This is a genomic window from Kribbella sp. NPDC048915 (assembly GCF_040649595.1).
In the GTDB taxonomy this organism is placed as follows: domain Bacteria; phylum Actinomycetota; class Actinomycetes; order Propionibacteriales; family Kribbellaceae; genus Kribbella.
The window spans coordinates 1-18,029 of record NZ_JBEZFT010000081.1 but is presented as its reverse complement, the minus strand read 5'-3'; the positions used below and the strand labels follow the sequence as shown (position 1 = coordinate 18,029).

General features: G+C 69.8%; 15 protein-coding genes. 5 read left to right on the top strand and 10 right to left on the bottom strand.

Annotation, left to right across the window (positions count from 1 at the left end; genetic code table 11):
* Positions 1 to 36: 36 nt before the first annotated feature.
* The 5 genes from AB0B82_RS29195 to AB0B82_RS29175 are packed head-to-tail and all read right to left on the bottom strand — an operon-like array spanning position 37 to position 7,630.
* Entirely contained in the window at positions 37 to 1,698 is a 1,662-nt protein-coding gene (locus AB0B82_RS29195) for an MFS transporter (RefSeq protein WP_360175486.1), read from the bottom strand.
* The gene (locus AB0B82_RS29190) at positions 1,695 to 2,408 is read right to left on the bottom strand and encodes an LppX_LprAFG lipoprotein (RefSeq protein WP_360175483.1); all 714 of its coding nucleotides are present in this window, start codon (positions 2,406 to 2,408) and stop codon (positions 1,695 to 1,697) included. Before AB0B82_RS29190 ends, AB0B82_RS29195 begins: the two co-directional genes overlap by 4 nt.
* 4 nt (positions 2,409 to 2,412) lie before the next feature.
* Positions 2,413 to 4,860 (bottom strand): DNA topoisomerase IV subunit A, encoded by a 2,448-nt coding sequence (locus tag AB0B82_RS29185; protein ID WP_360175480.1) that lies wholly within the window; start codon positions 4,858 to 4,860, stop codon positions 2,413 to 2,415.
* 59 nt (positions 4,861 to 4,919) lie between these two features.
* Positions 4,920 to 6,866: an FtsX-like permease family protein gene (locus AB0B82_RS29180; RefSeq protein WP_360175477.1), complete on the bottom strand. Its 1,947-nt coding sequence runs from the start codon at positions 6,864 to 6,866 to the stop codon at positions 4,920 to 4,922.
* Positions 6,863 to 7,630 carry an ABC transporter ATP-binding protein gene (locus AB0B82_RS29175; protein ID WP_360175474.1) on the bottom strand — a complete coding sequence of 256 codons (768 nt, stop codon included), beginning with the start codon at positions 7,628 to 7,630 and terminating at the stop codon, positions 6,863 to 6,865. Before AB0B82_RS29175 ends, AB0B82_RS29180 begins: the two co-directional genes overlap by 4 nt.
* A gap of 108 nt (positions 7,631 to 7,738) precedes the next feature.
* On the opposite strand from AB0B82_RS29175, the gene AB0B82_RS29170 reads away from it, so the two are divergent.
* The 4 genes from AB0B82_RS29170 to AB0B82_RS29155 are packed head-to-tail and all read left to right on the top strand — an operon-like array spanning position 7,739 to position 10,490.
* A complete protein-coding gene (locus AB0B82_RS29170) occupies positions 7,739 to 9,001 on the top strand; it encodes a sensor domain-containing protein (protein ID WP_360175471.1) in 1,263 nt (420 codons plus the stop codon).
* Positions 8,983 to 9,636: a response regulator transcription factor gene (locus tag AB0B82_RS29165; RefSeq protein WP_360175468.1), complete on the top strand. Its 654-nt coding sequence runs from the start codon at positions 8,983 to 8,985 to the stop codon at positions 9,634 to 9,636. Before AB0B82_RS29170 ends, AB0B82_RS29165 begins: the two co-directional genes overlap by 19 nt.
* 2 nt (positions 9,637 to 9,638) lie before the next feature.
* Complete coding sequence (locus tag AB0B82_RS29160) at positions 9,639 to 10,040, top strand: CoA-binding protein (protein ID WP_360175465.1); 402 nt, start codon at positions 9,639 to 9,641, stop codon at positions 10,038 to 10,040.
* A 27-nt stretch (positions 10,041 to 10,067) separates the two neighbouring features.
* Positions 10,068 to 10,490: a TIGR03667 family PPOX class F420-dependent oxidoreductase gene (locus AB0B82_RS29155; protein WP_360175462.1), complete on the top strand. Its 423-nt coding sequence runs from the start codon at positions 10,068 to 10,070 to the stop codon at positions 10,488 to 10,490.
* 6 nt (positions 10,491 to 10,496) lie between these two features.
* On the opposite strand, the gene AB0B82_RS29150 is transcribed toward AB0B82_RS29155, so the two are convergent.
* The 4 genes from AB0B82_RS29150 to AB0B82_RS29135 are packed head-to-tail and all read right to left on the bottom strand — an operon-like array spanning position 10,497 to position 14,253.
* Positions 10,497 to 10,745 (bottom strand): DUF2630 family protein, encoded by a 249-nt coding sequence (locus AB0B82_RS29150; RefSeq protein WP_360175459.1) that lies wholly within the window; start codon positions 10,743 to 10,745, stop codon positions 10,497 to 10,499.
* Positions 10,742 to 11,509 (bottom strand): ABC transporter permease, encoded by a 768-nt coding sequence (locus AB0B82_RS29145; protein WP_360175457.1) that lies wholly within the window; start codon positions 11,507 to 11,509, stop codon positions 10,742 to 10,744. Before AB0B82_RS29145 ends, AB0B82_RS29150 begins: the two co-directional genes overlap by 4 nt.
* Positions 11,510 to 13,207 carry an AMP-binding protein gene (locus tag AB0B82_RS29140; RefSeq protein ID WP_360175454.1) on the bottom strand — a complete coding sequence of 566 codons (1,698 nt, stop codon included), beginning with the start codon at positions 13,205 to 13,207 and terminating at the stop codon, positions 11,510 to 11,512.
* Positions 13,208 to 13,224: 17 nt separating this feature from the next.
* Positions 13,225 to 14,253 (bottom strand): SLC13 family permease, encoded by a 1,029-nt coding sequence (locus tag AB0B82_RS29135; protein WP_360175451.1) that lies wholly within the window; start codon positions 14,251 to 14,253, stop codon positions 13,225 to 13,227.
* A 175-nt stretch (positions 14,254 to 14,428) separates the two neighbouring features.
* Here AB0B82_RS29135 and AB0B82_RS29130 point away from each other — a divergent pair, with 175 nt between their 5' ends.
* Complete coding sequence (locus AB0B82_RS29130) at positions 14,429 to 17,137, top strand: GNAT family N-acetyltransferase (RefSeq protein ID WP_360175448.1); 2,709 nt, start codon at positions 14,429 to 14,431, stop codon at positions 17,135 to 17,137.
* Positions 17,138 to 17,204: 67 nt separating this feature from the next.
* Here AB0B82_RS29130 and AB0B82_RS29125 read toward each other — a convergent pair whose 3' ends face one another.
* Positions 17,205 to 17,717: a DUF2087 domain-containing protein gene (locus AB0B82_RS29125; protein ID WP_360175445.1), complete on the bottom strand. Its 513-nt coding sequence runs from the start codon at positions 17,715 to 17,717 to the stop codon at positions 17,205 to 17,207.
* Positions 17,718 to 18,029 lie beyond the last annotated feature (312 nt).

Below are 18,029 nucleotides of genomic sequence, written 5' to 3'. Positions count from 1 at the left end.
ACGCGAACCCCGGACGACCGTTCCGCATGACGATCATCATGTGTGCAGCACGCCACGCCGGCCGAGCAGCGCGACGCTCAGGACTGCCGCCAGAAAGGCGCACACAGCTGCCCCGGCGAAGATCGCGTGAACTTGTGAAACGGCCGCATCGCGCAGCGCTTCGACGTACGGACGGCAGTTGCCGGGGGAGTCCGGACAGAGCGCGTTCGGCGATTGGATGCCGGAGGCAATCGCGTAGTACCGGCGCAGGCCGATCGCGGTGAGCGCGGAGACGCCGACGAGCATGCCGACCATCCGCGCGACCACGACCAGGGCACTCGCCAGCCCATGACTGTCGGCGGGGGTCGCGCCGAGGATCGCGGTGTTCACCGGCGACAACGCGAGTCCGAACCCGAAGCCGCACACCAGCAGTACGGCGGTCGCCGGCCAATGATCCAGCGCCGTACGGCCCCAGAACGCCATCACCACGAACATCGCGCCGGCCAGCGCGAGACCGCCGCCCGTGATCAGCCCGAGCCCGTACCGCCGCGTGAGCCACCCACCAACGACCGCTCCAATGGGCAACGCGATCAGGAACCGCAAGAGGACCAGGGCAGCAGCCAACTGTCCGCCGCCCTGCGTCGTGCGGGCAAACACCGGTACGTCGACCAGTGCAGCGATCAACGCGCAGCCGATCAGAAAACTGACCACCAACGCACCCCACGCCGGCCGCCTGCCCAGCAATCCGCGCGGCACCAGAGCAGCCGCCGTACGCCGCTGCCACCAAGCGAAACCCACCGCGAAAGCCGCGGCACCGACCAGCAGCCAGGGCCCCGCCGGAGACATCAACTCCTGCTCCGGATCGGCTGTCGCGAATGCCAGTACGACGCCTGCCAGGGCGACGGCCAACAGGCCCGCCCCCACGAGGTCGACGCGGGCAAGCACCGCCGACAGACGCCCCCGTGTACGACCCACTACCAGCCCTAGCCACAGCACCCCGAGCACCAACGTGACCACGCCGATCGGCGTGAGCAACCGCGACGACCCGGAAAATGGCACGAACGGCAACCCGAGCGTGACTCCCGAGGCAAGCCGCGACGGAGCTGTCAGCGTCAGGCCGAGCGTCACACAGGCCAGCAGCCCGACGGCATCGGATACCCGAGGCCGCTGAGGACCACGCAGCAGCAACGCGAGCGCGACCGCAACCACCAGGTTGAGCCAGAAGATGTACCGCCAGTCAGCAACCGCGAGCACAGCGGCGCCCAGCAGTGGCCCGAGCACCGATCCGAGTTCCTGCACGGCCCCGACCACACCCAACGGCAATCCGCGGCGCTCAGCCGGCCAGAGATCCGCCACCAGCGCGAGCGTCGCAGGCACCAACCCACCGCCGCCGACCCCTTGCAGGAACCGCCCGATGACCACCAGCGAGAGGTCGTACGCCCCCGCCGTGATCAGCGACCCGACGGCAAAGAGCAGCAACGCGCCGACGAGCACCGGCGTACGGCCGGCGACGTCCGCGATCCGGCCGATCAGCGGCAGCACGGCGATGTAGCCGAGCAGGAACCCGGAGATGATCGGCGCCGCCCGCTGCAGCTCGTCGGCCGACAGTCCGACGCCGGACATCATGTCCGGGAGGGCCAGTACGACGACGTACGTGTCGGCTGCCGCGAACGCGACGGCGACCGACGCCAGGGTCAGGCGCGTCCTCGCCGCGGTCACGGCTTGGTGATCTCGACCTTCTCGCCGTACTTGTCCAAGGTGACGTCGTAGCTGCTGGTGGCACCGGCGTAGAACGGGCCGGTGATCGTCGCCGAGACGAGCTGCTTGGTGTCCTTGTCGATCTTGAAGGTGCCCGGGAAGTCCTGGTCGGCGGGCGCCTTCGGGAAGATGCCCTGCAGCGACTTGCCCTGGACCGCGCCGGTGATCTCGGTGAGGACCTTCGACCCCTCCCGCGTCTCACCCTTCACCTGCGGGTCCTTCAACGTCGGCAGCACCGAGGTCAGGCCCTTGGCCGGGTCGAGCAGAACGGCCGGGTCCGGCGCGCCCAGCCCGGCCAGCTGGGCCGGTGTGAGCTCGATGTACGCCGGGGAGAACGACACCTTCGCGTAGACCTTGCTGCCGACGGCGACGACCTCGGCGTCGATCGGCGAGCCGGACGACCGGACGGTCAGCTTGCCCTTGAACGCCGGGGCATGGGTCGCCACGCCGTCACCGCTGGCAAGCGCCTGCGCGTCGTCCGGCAGGTCGCGCCCGGTCAGCACGATGTGCACGCTCTCGGCCTCGTCGATCGCCTTCTTCGCGTCGGTCAGCAGCGACACGGCGTCCTGGGTCGGCTGGTTGCCACCCGAGTCCTTCTTGTCGCTGCAGCCGGCTGCGGCAAGGACGACGATCGCGCACAGCGCGAGCACTCTTGTCACGGCGCTCTTCACGGCGTCAGCCTGCCAGATCGGGGGCGCACGCAGCGATCGGCTGCGCCACCGGGATGCCGGAGCCGTCGCGCCGCAGGTCGACGGGCGGCAGCTCCACCGGCGCGCCGCTGCTCGCGCTGGCCTTCACCGGCGCGGCACCGACGTACCCGAGCAGCAAACCGTCCTCGCCCTTCAGCAGCCGCTGGCAGCGCACACCACCGGTCCCGCGGCCCTTGCCCGGGTACTCGCTGAACGGCGTGACCTTGACCGCGCCGACCTCGGTGCCTGGCAGCGCCGACGACGAGCCCGCGATCGTCACGACCTGCGCCTCCCGTGAGGTGTCGACGGCCCCGAAGAACACGACCTTCGCCTTCGCGCCGAGCCGCACGCCGGCCATCCCGCCCGCGGTCCGGCCCTGCGGTCGCACGACCGACGCGGGGAAGTGCAGCAGCTGGGCTTCGGACGTGATGAAGCACAGCTCCTCGTCGCCGGTGGCGAGCTCGACCGCGCCGACGACCTCGTCGCCGTCCTTCAGCGAGATGATCTCCCACGAGTCGCGGTTGCTCAGGTGGTCCGGTACGACGCGCTTCACGACACCGCCCGCGGTACCGAGCGCGACACCGACCGAGTCCGGATCCATCGTGGTCAGGGCCAGCGCCCGCTCACCGGGCTCCAGCGACACGAACTCCGCGATCGGAGCCCCGCCCTGCAGGTTCGGCGCGTTGGCGGTCGTCGGTACGGCGGGAAGGTCGAGCGACTCCAGCCGGATCAACCGGCCCGCACTGGTGATCAGGCCGTACTGCCCGCGCGCGGTGCTCTGCACCGCGGAGACGATCGCGTCGTGCTTCGCCCGCGACTCGCTCGGGCCGAACGGCTCGACACCGTTCGTCCGGGCGAGCAGACCGGTGGAGCTCATCAGGATCCAGCACGGGTCGTCGGTGACCTCGAGCGGCACGGTGGCCGTCTTGGTCGCGCCCGACGACTCCAGCAGCACGGTACGGCGCGGCGTGCCGTAGGTCTTGGCGACCTCGGCCAGCTCGTCGGAGACCGTCTTCTGGAGCAGCTTCGGGTCCTCGAGGATCGCGGTCAGCGCCTCGATCTCGCGCTCCAGTTCGCTCTTCTCGCTCTCGAGCTCGAGCTTGGAGAACTTCGTCAGCCGGCGCAGCGGCATGTCGAGGATGTAGTTCGCCTGGACCTCGGACAGGTCGTAGATCTCGATCAGCCGCGACCGCGCCTGGCCCGAGTCGTCGCTGCTGCGGATCACCTGGATGACTTCGTCGATGTCCAGGATCGCGATCAGCAGGCCGTCGACGATGTGCAGCCGGTCCTGCGCCTTCTTCCGGCGGAACTCGCTGCGCCGGCGCGTCACGTCGTACCGGTGCTCGAGGTAGACCTCGAGCAGCTCCTTCAGGCCGAGTGTGCGCGGCTGGCCCTCGACCAGGCAGACGTTGTTGACGTGGAACGCGTCCTCGAGCGGAGTCAGCTTGTACAGCTGCTCGAGCAGCGCCTCCGGGACGAAGCCGTTCTTGACCTCGATCACCAGCTGGGTGCCGTGGTTGCGGTCGGTGAGGTCCTTGATGTCGGCGATGCCCTGCAGCTTCTTGCTCTGCACCAGGGTCTTGATCTTCTCGATCACCTTCTCCGGGCCGACCGAGTACGGCAGCTCGGTGACCACGATGCCCTTGCGGCGCGGGGTGACGTTCTCGATCCGGGCGGTGGCGCGCATCTTGAAGCTGCCACGGCCGGTCGCGTAGGCGTCCTTGATGCCTTCCAGGCCGACGATCTTGCCGCCGGTCGGCAGGTCCGGGCCGGGGATGAACCGCATCAGGTCGTCGAGGTCGGCGTTCGGGGCCTTGATCAGGTGCCGGAGCGCCTGGATCACCTCGACCAGGTTGTGCGGCGCCATGTTCGTCGCCATCCCGACCGCGATCCCGGCCGCGCCGTTGACCAGCAGGTTCGGGAAGGCGGCCGGCAGTACCGCCGGCTCCTGCTCCTGGCCGTCGTAGTTCGGCCGGAAGTCGACGACGTTCTCGTCCAGGCCGTTGGTCATCGCCATCGCCGGCGGCGCCATCCGGCATTCCGTGTAACGCATCGCCGCCGGACCATCGTCCAAACTTCCGAAGTTGCCGTGGCCGTCGATCAGCGGCACCCGCATCGACCAGGGCTGGGCGGTCCGGACCAGGGCGTCGTAGATCGCGCCGTCGCCGTGCGGGTGGTACTTACCCATCACTTCACCGACGACCCGCGCCGACTTCACGTGGCCGCGGTCGGGTCGGATGTTGTTCTCGGCCATCGAGAACAGGATTCGCCGCTGGACCGGCTTCAGCCCGTCGCGGGCGTCCGGGAGCGCCCGGGAGTAGATCACCGAGTAGGCGTACTCCAGATAGCTGGTGCGCATCTCGTCGGAGACGTCGACGTCGAGGATGTGCTCCTCGAAGTCCTCGGGTTCGGCGGTGCTGCTACGGCGTGCCATGCGGTTCTGCGAACTCCTCGATCCAGTGGTACGAGCGCCGCGACGGTCCGGCGCCGTACCTATTGTCCCTGGTGAACGGCCTTTTCCCTGGCCACGACCCGCAGCAGGTGAGCAGTCGGGGCCAACGCGGACCCTACCGCCAAGGTCAGACACAGTGCGGCGATGCCCAGCAGGATCGCCCACGGCACCGTGAACGGTACGTCGGAGACGCCCGACGTCATGGAGTGACGAACCAGAACACCGACAGTGACCGTGACGGCGGCGCCGAGACTCAGTGCGACCACCCCGACCAGCGTCGACTCCCACAGCACCATCTGCCGTAGCTGCGCCGGCGTGGCGCCGAGCAACCGTGACGTGACGAACTCCTGGCGCCGCTGCAGGCTGCCCATCAGCAGCGTGTTGGCGATCGCGATCGCGCTGTAGAGCGCCGCCGGACCGAGCAGCAGCACCAGTCCGAAGCGATTGCCCTCGCGGAGCGCCTCGATCTGCGCGGCCTCCCAGTCGGTGGCGAGCTGCGCGCCGGGTACCCGCTTGACCACCGCGGCCGGATCGACACCGTCGGCGGGCAGGACGAAGCTGTGCTGGGGCCGTGCGTCGGGCGCGTGCTTCCGCGCGACGTCGAGCGGGAGGAGGAAGGACGGCTGCACCCCGAAGGCGTTCCGCACGATCGCCACCACCCGCAACTCCACCTTGGTGCCGTCCGTGAAGACAGCCGGGATCGCGTCACCGACGTCGTACCCCTCGAACTGCGACATCTCCTTGCTGATGGCAACGGCATGTCCGGTCAGCGCTCCCAGGTCGCCGGCCAGCGGAGTGAGGTCCCGGGTCCGGGATGCGACGGCCGGGTCGATCCCTTCGGCATCCTCCAGCTGCGCGTAGTCCGACGCCACCCGGACGAACTGGATCGGCAGTCCGGCATCGACCGCCGCCACTCCAGGAACGTCGACCGGCGCGTCTGCGGTGACGACGATCGGCGCGCGGACCGTGTCCCGGATGCTCGCCGCCTCGCTGTCGGCCGCGAAACTCAACGTCAGCACCATCGCCCCGGCGATCGAGGAGATCGCCAGGATCGGCGCGGCCAGTGACGCGCTGCGCCGCGGTGCCGCGAGCACGTTGCTCCGCGCCAGCCGGCCCGACACGTCGGTCCACGCCACCAGCGGCGCCGCCCACATCCTGCCGACGAGCGGCACGACGACGGGCGCAAGCAGCGTCAGCCCGATTACCAGGATCATCGGCGTGAACATCGCGAGCGGTACGGCGGCGTCACCGCTCGACGGCCGGATGAACGCGAGCATCGCGATCGCCCCGGCGAAGAACAGCACCCCGAAAACCACCCGCACCGGCCCGATTCGCGGTGGCTCGAGCGCGGCCTCGCGCAACGCGTCGACCGGCGCCACCCGCCCGGCCCGGCGAGCCGCCGAACGCGCACCGAGCATCGCGACCAGCATCCCGGCGCCGACCGCGATCGCGAGCGGCACCCAGGGCGACGCCGGTTCGAGCTGCACCGGCGCGAGCTCGGTGTACGACGCCTTGACCAGCAGCAAGGGCGTCGCGAGCTGCGCCACAATCGCGCCGGTCAGCGACGCGGCGAGTGCGACGACGAGGGCCTCGCCGAGCACCATCCGGCGGATCTGCCGCGGGGTCGCACCGATCAGCCGCAGCAGGCCGAGCTCCCGTCGCCGCGATGCGACGGCGAACGCGAAGGTACTGGCGATCACGAAGATCGTGATGAACGCGCAGATCGTCCCCACGATGCTGAGCACGGTCTGCAACCCCGAGACGTCCGCGTCCGACAGCGGCACCTTCACCCGCTCGGGCGGCGTGTCGGCATCGCCGAGTGTGGTCACGGTGAGGGACGACCCGCTCGGTCCGTCGTACGCGATGGTCGCCGCCGTCGCGGTGGCGGCCAGCCCGAGCAGGAACACCCCGACCGCGAGCGCGACGAACGATCCGGCGTACAGCGACCAGTTCCGCCCGACGGTCTGCCGGCTGAGGAAGAACATCATCGCTCCAAGTCACTCATCGCCGCCGCGATCTGGGCGGGCGTGGCGCGGTCGAGATGCCCGGCGAGCAGACCGTCGGACAGGAACAGCACACGCTCGGCGTACGCCGCGGCAACCGGGTCATGGGTGACCATCACCACGGTCTGTCCGGCCCGGTCCGTCGCCTCGCGCAGCAGACCGAGCACCTGACGGCTGGTGCCGCTGTCCAGCGCACCGGTCGGCTCGTCGGCGAAGAACACCGCCGGGCGGGTGATCAGCGCCCGCGCGATCGCCACCCGCTGCTGCTGCCCGCCGGACAACTCGGCCGGCCGGCGCTTGGCCTTACCTGCCAGCCCCACCTGCTCCAGCACCCGCAGAACGTCGTTGCGCGCCGGCCGGCGACCGGTCAGCCGCAGCGGCAACGCAACGTTGTCGTACACAGTCAGCGACGGCAGCAGGTTGTACGCCTGGAACACGAAGCCCATCTGCGCGCGACGCAGTTTGGTCAGCTCCACTTCGTTCAGCCCGGCGAGCGTGACGCCGTTCAGCACGACGGTTCCGGACGTCGGGTGGTCGAGCCCCGCGGCGCACTGCAGCAAGGTGGACTTGCCGGAGCCGGACGGACCCATCACGGCGGTGAACGAGCCCCGTTCGAAGTGGTAGGTCACGCCGCGCAGGGCGTCGACCGCTCCGGCCTTGGAGCGGTACGTCTTGGTGATCCCGTCCAGCATCAGGGCAGGCGGCTCGACGGGGACAACGGCTGGGTACGAAGGCGCGGGTGCGGTCATGGTTCCAGCCAACCGCCGGACGGCTTCCAGCACCCTGGTCCGCAGGCGAGACCTGAAGTAGCGCGCACGCTACCGTCCACCCGGCCGGCGCCACTCTAGGGTGGGACCGTGAACGTGTGGACCGCGTTGAGGTCGCCGCGCTACCTGATCTCGTCGTGGCCGTGGCGCAGTTACGCGTACCTGTTCACGTCGGTGCCGATGGGGATCGTGGCGATCCTGGTGCTGGTCGGCCTGGCCGGACTGAGCGCGCTGCTGAGCCCGATCCTGATCGGGATCGTGATGCTCGCGGCGTTCCCGCTGCTCGGCGCCGCGATCGGGTGGATCGAGCGGCGACGGGCCCGGCTGTTGCTGCTCGACGGCATCAGCAGTCCGCACGCGAGCCTCCCGCCCGGGCTGACGCTCAAGGCCCGGATGACGTTCCGCCGCCGCGAGCAGGCCTCGATGCGGGCCCTGGGCTACGGGTTCGTGCTCGGATTCCTGGTCTGGCCGTGCAGCGCGGTGTTCGCCGGGCTCAGTGCGACCGTTCTGGTGATCACGCTCGCGGCGCCGGTCATCGCCGACCGGGAAGAGCTGGGCATGGGCCCGTGGACGCTGGACTCCGCGCAGGAAGGACTGATGTTCCTGGTCCTGTTCGGGCCGGTGTTCTACGCCGTCAGTTCGTACCTGCTCGGGGTGATCGCAGGAGCCGAGGCGTCGCTGGCGAAGGCGATGCTCGGGCCGCGGCAGGAGGAACTGCAGCGCAACCTCGCCGCGCTGCGCCGGTCGCGGCTCGACCTGGTCGACGCGTTCGAGACCGAGCGGGTGCGGATCGAACGGCATCTGCACGACGGCGTCCAGCAGCGGCTGGTCGGGCTGACGATGACGCTAGGACTGGCCGAGCTGGACCTGCCGGAGGGGGAGGGCCGGCGATTGGTGGTGAAGGCGCACGCCGAAGCCGAGGCGGCGCTGGCGGACCTTCGCGCCGCGGTCCGCGGCATCCATCCGCGCGTGCTGGTGGATCACGGGCTTGCAGCCGCCGTACAGGAGGTGGCGGACCGGATGCCGTTGCCGGTGACGGTGCAACTGCAGCTCCCGACGCGGCTACCTGGTCCGATCGAGGCCGCGGCGTACTTCGTGGTGAGTGAAGCGCTGGCCAACGTCGCCAAGCACGCACAGGCAACGCGGTGTGAGGTCACCGGCCGGATCGACAAGGACCGGCTCGTCGTCACGATCCAGGACAACGGCGTCGGTGGCGCGCGGCTCGGTGCTGGGACCGGTCTGACCGGATTGGTGACGCGGTTGGATGCCTTGGGCGGCACACTCGACGTCGACAGCCCGCCCGGCGGACCGACCCGACTGCGAATGGAGTGCCCGTGCCGACTCGGCGACTGAGCATCGTGCTGGCCGAAGACTCGCTGCTGCTGCGCGAGGGACTGGCGAGCATTCTGGACCGCGCCGGGCACGAGGTACGGGACTCGGTCGGGGACGCCGACACGCTGCTCGCCGTGGTCCGCAAGGATCCGCCGGACGTGGTGATCACCGACGTCCGGATGCCGCCCGGGCACAGCGACGAAGGGCTGCGCGCGGCCGCCACGATCCGGGCCGAGCACCCGTCGATCGGCATCCTGGTGCTGTCGCAGTACGTCGCGGACGCATACCTGTCGTCGTTGCTCGAGACAACGACCGGCGGGATCGGGTACCTGTTGAAGGACCGCGTCGGGCATGTCGCCGAGTTCCTCGAGTCTCTGGACCGGGTCGCCGACGGCGGGACCGTGGTCGACCCTGAGGTGGTCCGGCAGTTACTGGCGCGGCGGCGGAACGACGGCCCGCTGGCGGCGCTCACACCGCGCGAGCTCGAGGTGCTCGCGCTGATGGCCGAGGGGCGGGTGAACGCCTCGATCGCCGAGCAGCTGGTGGTGAGCGAGGCGGCGGTACGCAAACACGTGGGCAACATCTTCGCCAAGCTGCAGCTGGATGATGGACTGGACCGGCGGGTGTCCGCGGTACTGACCTACCTGAGGGGCTGACGATGGACGAGACGATCCGGAAGATCCTGGCCGAGTGCGACACCTGGGCCGTGGTCGGGTTGTCGAACAACACCGGCCGCGCGGCGTACGGCGTGGCGCGGTTCCTGCAGGGGAACGGGAAGCGGATCGTGCCGGTGCATCCGCGCGCCGAGACCGTGCACGGTGAGCAGGGGTACGCGACGCTCGCGGAGATCCCGTTCGGGGTGGACTGCGTCGACGTGTTCGTCCGGTCCCAGCTGGCCGGCGACATCGCCGACCAGGCGCTGGGAATCAACGCGAAAGCGGTGTGGTTCCAGCTGGGTGTAGTGGATCAGGACGCCTACGCGCGAACGACGGCCGCCGGCCTGGACATGGTGATGGATCACTGCCCGGCGATCGAGTGGGGGCGCCTGGGACCCGGCTGATCCCGGAACTCGCTCAGGAAGGCACCGATGTTCACCCTCGACACGTCCACCGATTTCGGCAAGCGGATCGCCCGGCAGCTCGACGACGAACGGGTGGTCTGGCTGACCACCGTCGGCCGGTCGGGCACGCCGGCGCCGAACCCGGTCTGGTTCCTCTGGTACGACGACGAGCTCCTCGTCGCCAGCGAGCCGAGCAAGGCCAAGCTGCACAACATCGCCGCGCATCCACAGGTCGCGGTGCACTTCAACGCCACGCACACCGGGGGAGACGTCGGCGTGTTCTCCGGTACGGCGCGGATCGACGCGGAGCCGATCGACGGCGCGGCCCGGGCAGCGTACGACGCGAAGTACGGCGCGGACATCGCCGGCCTCGGGATGACGACCGACGAGTTCCACGCGGCGTACTCGGTGGTGATCCGGATCAGTCCGGAGAAACTGCGCGGTTTCTGACCCGCGTCAGTTCAGGTAGCCCTCGACGGTGTCGCCGGAGCGGGCCTGGGCGTCGTCCGGGTTCTCGCCGAACTCGCGCTTCGCGCGGCGCTGGCGGAGCAGGTCCCAGCACTGGTCCAGCTCGACCTCGAGCTGGCGGAGCCGGGCCTTCTCGTCGGCGTCGCCGACCTTGCCCGCGGCGTGCCTGGACCGCAGCTCGTGCTCCTCGGCCACCAGTTCGTCGATCCGGCTGAAGATGCTCTTGTCGTCGCTCATGAGGAAACGGTACGCCCGTCCGGAAGCCGCGCGCGGGACAGCAGCTCGGTCAGCACCACGACCGCCACCGCCTCGGCGGCGATGAGGGCGATCAGGACGACGAGTTGCAGCGCGGCCGCCTGGGCCGGCGACGCGCCGCCGAGCACCATGCCGACGAACGCCCCGGGCAGCGTGACCAGACCGACGGTACGCGTCTGGTCCAGCACGGGCAGCAGGGCGTCACCCGCGACCGGACCGACGACGAGTTTGAACGCGTCCTGCGGCAGCAACCCGATCGACAGTCCGGCCTCGTACTCGCCGTACCGGGTGCCGTACTCGCTGAGCATGCGGCGGCCGGCCAGCGTGGTCGCGGTCATTGCGCCGCCGACGACGATGCCACCCACCGGCAGGATGCTGGCCGGGTTGCGCGGCACGACACCGGGCAGGATCAGCAACAGCAGGACGGCGAACCCACCGGTTCCGATCGCCGCCGCGCAGTACATCCACTGGCGCGGCACGACCAGGGCGTGCTGGAGCCGTCGCGTACTGGTGATCGTAGCGACCACGAACATCAGCAGCACGAACGCGATCGCCCCGGCCGTGTGCTGCAGCGCGATCCCGACCACCGCACCGACCGCGGCGAGCTGGACGAGGGCGCGCAGCGCCGCGGTGACCATGCCTCTGTCGTGCCGCAGGCCGGCGTACCGCGACGCTCCGACCCCGATGGCGATCAGCAGCGGCAGGACGATGACAGCGGCCCACCCGAGCCCGGTCTGTAGTGACACTTAGCGGAAGTCCGCCTCGTCGTACGTCTGCCCGCCGCCGCTGTCCACCTTCGCGGCCTCGTCCGCGCGCAGCTCGACGCGGCGGATCTTGCCCGAGATCGTCTTCGGCAGCTCGGCAAACTCGAGCCGCCGGATCCGCTTGTACGGCGCCAGGTGCTCGCGGCAGAACATCAGGATCTCGCCCGCGAGCTCCCGCGACGGCTCGTACCCGGCGGCGAGCACGACGTACGCCTTCGGAACCGCGAGCCGGACCGGATCCGGTGACGGTACGACGGCTGCCTCCGCGACGGCCGGATGCTCGATCAGCACGGACTCCAGCTCGAACGGCGAGATGCGGTAGTCGCTGGCCTTGAACACATCGTCGGAGCGCCCGACATAGGTGATGTAGCCGTCCTCGTCGCGGCTCGCCACGTCGCCGGTGTGGTAGTACCCGTTCCGCGTCACCTCGGCGGTCAGCTCCGGCGCGTCGCGGTAGCCGCGCATCAGCGGGACCGGTGCGGGCGCGAGCTCGATGCAGATCTCGCCGTCGTCGCCGATCTCGTCGCTGGCCGGGTCGATCAGCGCGATGCTGTAGCCGGGCAGCGGCCGGCCCATCGAGCCGAGCTTGACCGGCTGGCCGGGCGGATTGCCGATCTGCGCGGTGGTCTCGGTCTGGCCGTACCCGTCGCGGATCGTGATGCCCCACGCGGCGCGGACCTGCTCGATCACCTCGGGGTTCAGTGGCTCGCCGGCCGAGATGCACTCACGGATCTGGACCTCGACCGCGGACAGGTCGGCCTGGATCAGCATCCGCCACACCGTCGGCGGTGCGCAGAAGGTGGTCACGCCGTACTCCTGCAGGACCTGCAGCATCTTCTCGGCGTTGAACCGGGTGTAGTTGTACAAGAACACGGTCGCGCCGGCGTTCCACGGCGCGAAGACGTTGCTCCACGAGTGCTTCGCCCAGCCGGGGGAGGAGACATTCAGGTGGACGTCGCCGGGCTGCAGACCGATCCAGTACATCGTGGACAGGTGGCCGACCGGGTAGCTCACCTGCGTGTGCTCGACCAGCTTCGGCTGGCTCGTCGTACCGGAGGTGAAATACAGCAGCAGCGAGTCGTCGGCCGCAGTGTCGACGTCGGGCACGGGACCGGAGTAGAGCATCGAGTCGGCGTACGCGAGCCAGCCCTCGACCGGTTCGCCGACCGCGACGCGGATGCAATGGTCCGCGATCCCGGCGTACCGGCCTGCGTCGGCGCCGCTGGTGACGACGGCGCGGACGTTGCCGCGGGTGATCCGGTCGGCCAGATCGGCCTCGGTGAGCAGCGTGGTAGCCGGGATCATCACCGCGCCCGCCCGGATGCAGCCGAGCATCGTCTCCCACAACTCGACCTGGTTGCCCAAGACGATGAGCACGCGGTCGCCCCGCTGCAGCCCCGCGTCGGTGAGCCAGCCGGCCACCTGGCGGGACCGCTCGGCCATCTCGGCGTACGTGCGCGTGGTGACGCGGCCGTCCTCCTCGACGATGGTCAGCGCGGCGACCTCGGGCTGCTCGACCGCGAGCGCGTCGAACCAGTCACGCGCCCAGTTGAACCGCTCGAACGCAGGCCAACTGAAGTCCCGGTACGCCGTCTCGTAGTCGTCGCGGTGGGCCACCAAGAAGTCGCGCGCGGCCCGGAACTCCCGGGTGACCTCCGAAGTGCTCTGCTCCGTCGCCATGCACCGCACAGTACCCATCAGAAACCGGTGAGTGCGAGGACCGCGCCGCACACCACCAACGGGGTCAGCACGAGTCCGCGCCACAGGAACGACCACCACGAAATGTCCACCCGGGCGGCGTCGCACCGGGCCCGCCAGAGCAGCGTCGCGAGCGAGCCCCACAGGGTCAGCAGGCATCCGCAGTTGACGCCGATCAGTAACGCGAGCATGCGGTGCGGGCTGTCCGCCGCAACAGGTTCCATGGCCAGGTACGCCGGGAGGTTGTCGGCAAGGTTGGCGCCGAGGGCCGCGGTAGCGCTCAGCCGGAGCTCGGAGGTTGTGCCGGCCACGCGCCGGAGCAAGTCCTCGAGGCCGTGCTCGCTGAGGAAGCCGACCACTGCGAACAGCACGACGACCGTACCGACGAGCTTGAACGGGATCAGCGACCACGTGAGCGCGCTGCGCCGCCGTACGGCGAAGAGCCCGACCAGGACGAGTGCGCCGATACTGGCCGGCCACGCGACGTCGACGCCGGAGACGAACGCCGGGCCGAGCAGCAGGCAGACCGCCGCGCAACCCCAGAACAGGACCTTGTCGTCGACCGCCGGTGTCGGCGGGACGAAGTACCGGCGCCGCAGGTCGCGATGGAACAGTGCGGCGAGGACCGCCACCGTGATGAGAATCGCCGCGATCGCCGGCCGCCAGCTCACCGAGAGGTACCCGATGTCCATTTGCCGGAACTGGTGCAGCGCGAGCAAGTTCGTCAGGTTGGACACCGGCAGCAGGAGGGACGCCGTACCGGCCAGCCAGACGGTGGTGAACGCGAACAGCTTGGGCGGGAGGTCCAGTTGACGGGCCATCGACAACACAACCGGTGTCAGGAGTACCGCGCAGGTGTCGAGTGACAAGACGATGGTCAATCCCGTGGCGAGCGCGACGACCAGTAGCCAGAGCCGCCAGACCCGGCCACGAGCCAGATGCGCCGCCTCACGCGCTGCGACATCGAACACCTTGGCCTGGTCGGCCAGCTCCGCGATGAGCGTCACTGCGATCAGAAACACCAGCACCGGCGCAATCCGCGCAACCAAATTCCACCCCCCACTCAGCCCCGTTTGAGTACGCTTGCCCCGTGACTCTCTCGATGCCACGACTCCGTCGCGGCGGGTCATGGGGCTTTGACTCCCGGTCTTCCCTCGTCGCTCCGGTCGCTGCTGCGCTCGTCGGTCCTGACCGGGAGGCCCGATGACCGAAGGCCAGTATGACCAGCAACTGCCGGAGGGCTATCCGGCGGAGTACGAGGCCGATGTCGTCCTGCGGGACGGCGCGACCGCGCATCTGCGTCCGATCACCCCAGCGGATGCCGAGCTGCTGGTGGCGTTCTATGCCAGGGTCTCCGAACAATCGAAGTATTACCGCTTCTTCGCGCCCTACCCCGAGCTCTCCCCGCGGGACGTGGCGCGGTTCACGCAGGTCGACTACCGGCAGCGGCTCGCGCTGATCGTGACCGTCGGTGACGAGATGATCGGCGTCGGCCGCTACGAGGGCACCGGCCGGGCGACCGCGGAGGTCGCGTTCCTGATCGAGGACGCACACCAGGGCCGCGGCCTCGGGCAGTTGCTGCTCGAGCATCTGGCCCAGGCGGCGCGCGAGCACGGCATCCACCGGTTCGTCGCCGAGGTGCTGCCGGACAACCGGAAGATGATCACGGTCTTCACCGAGGCCGGGTACAAGGTCGCGCGGGAATTCGAGGACGGCGTGATCATGGTCGAGTTCGACATCGCGCCGACCGACACGTCGTTCGGCGTGATGCAGGCTCGCGAGCAGCGCTCCGAGGCACTGTCGATCGCGCGGCTGCTCACCCCGCAGAGCGTCGCGGTGATCGGTGCGAGCCGCCGCGAGGGCACGATCGGCAACGCGCTGCTCCGGAACGTGCGCGACGGCGGATTCCCCGGGCGGTTGTACGCCGTCAACACCGACACCAAGGCTGCGCCCGGTACCGAGATCGAGGGCGTCCCGGCGTACCCGACGATCCGCGACGTGGACGGCACGGTCGATCTCGCCGTCGTCGCGGTGAAGGCGGAGATGGTCGCCGACGTGGTTCTGGACTGTGCCGCCAAGGGCGTGCGCGGACTCGTCGTGGTGTCGAGCGGCTTCGCGGAGATCGGCGACGAGGGCCGGAAGCGGCAGCGGTACCTGGTCGGGCTCGCGCGCTCGTACGGCATGCGGGTGATCGGGCCGAACGCGCTCGGCGTGATCAACACCGCGAGCGGCGTCTCGCTGAACGCGACGCTCTCGCCGCTGATGCCGAGCCAGGGGCGGGTGGCGTTCTTCTGCCAGTCCGGCGCGCTCGGCGTCCCGATCCTGGCCGACATGGTCGGGCGCGGCCTCGGCCTGTCGAGCTTCGTTTCGGCCGGCAACCGCGCCGATGTGTCCGGCAACGACCTGATGCAGTACTGGTACTCCGACGAGGCGACCGAGGTCGTCCTGCTGTACCTGGAGTCGCTGGGCAACCCGCGCAAGTTCAGCCGGGTGTCGCGCCGGCTGGCCCGGCGCAAGCCGGTGGTCGCACTGAAGTCGGGCCGCGCGACGCAGGGGGTGCCGGTCGGTCAGCTGGTCCGCCGCAGTCAGTTGCCGCCGGCCACGATCGAGTCGATGTTCCGGCAGAGCGGCCTGATCGGCGTGGACACGACGGGGGAGCTGTTCGACGTCGCTCAGCTGCTCGCCCACCAGCCGCTGCCGAAAGGCCGTCGGGTCGCGATCGTCTCGAACTCCGACGCGCTGACCCTGCTCGCGCTCGACACCATGGCCGGCTGCGGCCTGGACGTCGCGGGGGAGCCGCGGAACCTGCGCGCGGACGCCACCGCCTCGGACTTCGGCCTCGCGCTGTCCGAGGTGTTCGCCGACGACCGCGTGCACTCGGTCGTGGTGATCTACACACCACCGGTCCAGTCCAACGGCGGCGAAGTCGCGCAGGTCCTGGCCGCGGCCGCCGCGGGCTCCGACAAGCCGGTGGTGTCCACGTTCCTGGCGTCCCGCAGCGTCCCCGAGCAGCTGCGCGTTCCGGACGAGCACGGCGGTGCCGCGCGCGGGTCGATCCCGTCGTTCCTCAACCCGCAGTACGCCGTCGGAGCGCTGGCGAAGGCCACGCAGTACGCCGAGTGGCGGCGGCGGTCGGACAGCAAGATCCCGGATCTGCCGGACATCGACACCGCCGGGGCCGAGGACTTCGTCGCCGAGTTCCTGCAGCGCTACCCGTCCGGCGCCGACCTCGGCGACGCGGACCGGCATCGGCTGCTGAGCTTCTACGGCATCTCGGTGCTGCCGGCGTTCCCGGTACAGAGCGCGGACGAAGCGGTCGCGCGGGCCGCCGATCTCGGGTTCGAGGTGATCCTGAAGGCGACCGCGGAGCAGTGGCGGATGCGGCCGGACCTCGCCGACATCTGGCGGCACATCCACGATGAGGACGACATGCGCGCGGCGTGGGCAGAGATGACCGAGACGTTCGGCGTCGCCGCGGATCCGGGCCGGGCGCAGTTCGTCGTCCAGAAGATGGCACCGCCCGGCGTGCCGGTGGTGATCTCGACGATCGAGGACGTGTCGTTCGGGCCGGTCGTGAGCTTCGGCCTGTCCGGTGTGGCGACCGACCTGCTCGGCGACCGCTCGTACCGGATGCCCCCGCTCACCACCCGCGACGCCGCCGAGATGGTCCGCGAGGTGAAGGCCGCGCCGCTGCTGTACGGCTACCGCGGCTCCGACCCCGTCGACATCTCCGCGATCGAGAATCTCCTGCACCGGGTGTCGCGCCTGACGCTCGACCTGGAAGAGGTCGTCCGTCTGGACCTGCGCTCGGTGCTGGTCGGCGCGCAGGGCGCGACCGTCCTGGACACCCGGGTCCGGATCGCACCGAACGAGAAGCCGCGCCAGGACGCCCCGGCCCGCCGCCTCACGTAGGTCGGCCCGGCTCGGGGTCGCGGGCTCGGGGTCGTGGGCTCGGGGTCGTGGGCTCAGGGTCGTGGGCTCAGGCAGGTCGCGTGTAGACGCTGTTCGCCCGCTCGAGCAGGCGGGCGTCCACCAGGCCGCGGCGCAGCGCCGCGTGGTCGGCGTGCCGGCGGTTGAGCATCTCGTTGACCTCGGCCTCCGGGTACGCGCGGCCCACCTCGAAGTCCTGCACGAGGTACTCGAGCACGATCTGGTACTTCTCCGGAAACGTCGGGAAATGCGTCAGTCGGCCGTCGCGGATGAACGCCTTCAACACATTGTCCCGCGCCGGATCCGGATCGAGCGGAACCCACGCCGGGCGGCTCTCCCGGACGGCGTCCTTGAACGCATCCTCGTCCGCCGTGAACCCGTCCCGGCTCGCCGTGATCAGTCCGCCCTTGGTCAGCCGCTGCAGTGCCTTCACCACGACAGGTGCGGCGAGTCCGGTGCTCCCGGCAACCTGCTCGGGAGTTGCGGCGCCGAGGACGATCGCGGAGTACGTCCGCAACCTCGACGGTTCGGCCAGCAGACCACAAAGCTGATCGACGTTCATGCCTTCACGCTAACCACCACCGCAACCAAATTTCCGCCGGACAACCGGCTCTCCTGACTGATGTATGGGTGGCTTCTGCCCCGGGGGAGATGGTCGCAGGCAGACGGGGTGAGGGATGGCCGGGGCGATGGCGTGGCCCGCTGGTGATTGGGGTGTGGGGTTGTTGGAGCCGCATCTGTGGAGGGTTTTCCCGCGTATGGCGGTCAAAAGCCTCCAGTGTCGTGCGGAAAACTCTCCTAGTACTACAGCCGGAGATCGTGATCTGCGGCGGCGTCAGGCCACGATCCGGGCCCGATCCGGGGAGGATTTCAC

Bases quoted from the DNA above. Each gene is read 5' to 3' on its own strand.
- AB0B82_RS29185 (WP_360175480.1), bottom strand. From the start codon at position 4,860: ATGGCACGCCGTAGCAGCACCGCCGAACCCGAGGACTTCGAGGAGCAC.
- AB0B82_RS29180 (WP_360175477.1), bottom strand. From the start codon at position 6,866: ATGATGTTCTTCCTCAGCCGGCAGACCGTCGGGCGGAACTGGTCGCTG.
- AB0B82_RS29175 (WP_360175474.1), bottom strand. From the start codon at position 7,630: ATGACCGCACCCGCGCCTTCGTACCCAGCCGTTGTCCCCGTCGAGCCG.
- AB0B82_RS29160 (WP_360175465.1), top strand. From the start codon at position 9,639: ATGGACGAGACGATCCGGAAGATCCTGGCCGAGTGCGACACCTGGGCC.
- AB0B82_RS29155 (WP_360175462.1), top strand. From the start codon at position 10,068: ATGTTCACCCTCGACACGTCCACCGATTTCGGCAAGCGGATCGCCCGG.
- AB0B82_RS29150 (WP_360175459.1), bottom strand. From the start codon at position 10,745: ATGAGCGACGACAAGAGCATCTTCAGCCGGATCGACGAACTGGTGGCC.
- AB0B82_RS29140 (WP_360175454.1), bottom strand. From the start codon at position 13,207: ATGGCGACGGAGCAGAGCACTTCGGAGGTCACCCGGGAGTTCCGGGCC.
- AB0B82_RS29130 (WP_360175448.1), top strand. From the start codon at position 14,429: ATGACCGAAGGCCAGTATGACCAGCAACTGCCGGAGGGCTATCCGGCG.
- AB0B82_RS29125 (WP_360175445.1), bottom strand. From the start codon at position 17,717: ATGAACGTCGATCAGCTTTGTGGTCTGCTGGCCGAACCGTCGAGGTTG.